We start from the raw sequence: 592 nt of genomic DNA, 5'->3' as shown, positions 1-592 counted from the left end.
GAGATGAGTTCTCCCTGAGACTTTAAGTCTCCTGAAGGAACGTTGAAGACTACGACGTTGATAGGTCGGGTGTGTAAGCGCAGCGATGCGTTGAGCTAACCGATACTAATGAACCGTGAGGCTTAACCTTACAACGCCGAAGATGTTTTGGCGGTGAGAGACGATTTTCAGCTGATACAGATTACAGAATTTGCCTGGCGGCTTTAGCGCGGTGGTCCCACCTGACCCCATGCCGAACTCAGAAGTGAAACGCCGTAGCGCCGATGGTAGTGTGGGGTCTCCCCATGCGAGAGTAGGGAACTGCCAGGCATCAATTAAAAGAACCCCGTACCGTATGGTGCGGGGTTTTTTGCTTTGGGTTTTTCCCGCTGCCGGAGACGGCATCAGACTGTACACCGCCACACCAGCCAACGACCCTTAGTCTGAATCGCCACGGATAATCTAGACACTTCCGAGCCGTTGATAATACTGGTTTTCATATTCTGTCGGTGACATCTGATTGCTCGAACCATGCCGACGCTTACTGTTATAAAACATTTCGATGTAATCAAAAATATCGCTGCGGGCTTCTTCCCGCGTTCCGTAGATCTTT

At 50.5% G+C, this 592-nt stretch carries 1 protein-coding gene and 2 rRNA genes; 2 read left to right on the top strand and 1 reads right to left on the bottom strand.

Features of this window, described 5'->3' with window-relative positions; all coding sequences use genetic code 11:
• A 23S ribosomal RNA gene (locus CSV68_RS16520) occupies positions 1 to 130 on the top strand; the annotation flags it as partial.
• Positions 131 to 193: 63 nt separating this feature from the next.
• Positions 194 to 309, top strand: a 5S ribosomal RNA gene (gene rrf / locus CSV68_RS16515).
• 132 nt (positions 310 to 441) lie between these two features.
• Here the strand turns inward: rrf and CSV68_RS16510 are convergent.
• Positions 442 to 592 (bottom strand): IS3 family transposase (locus CSV68_RS16510; RefSeq protein ID WP_143561019.1); only part of this gene is annotated, 151 nt, incomplete at its 5' end.

It is taken from the genome of Sporosarcina sp. P29, from assembly GCF_002743265.1.
In the GTDB taxonomy this organism is placed as follows: domain Bacteria; phylum Bacillota; class Bacilli; order Bacillales_A; family Planococcaceae; genus Sporosarcina.
The sequence above is the reverse complement of the archived record's forward strand: the minus strand, read 5'-3'. Positions and strand labels throughout refer to the sequence as shown.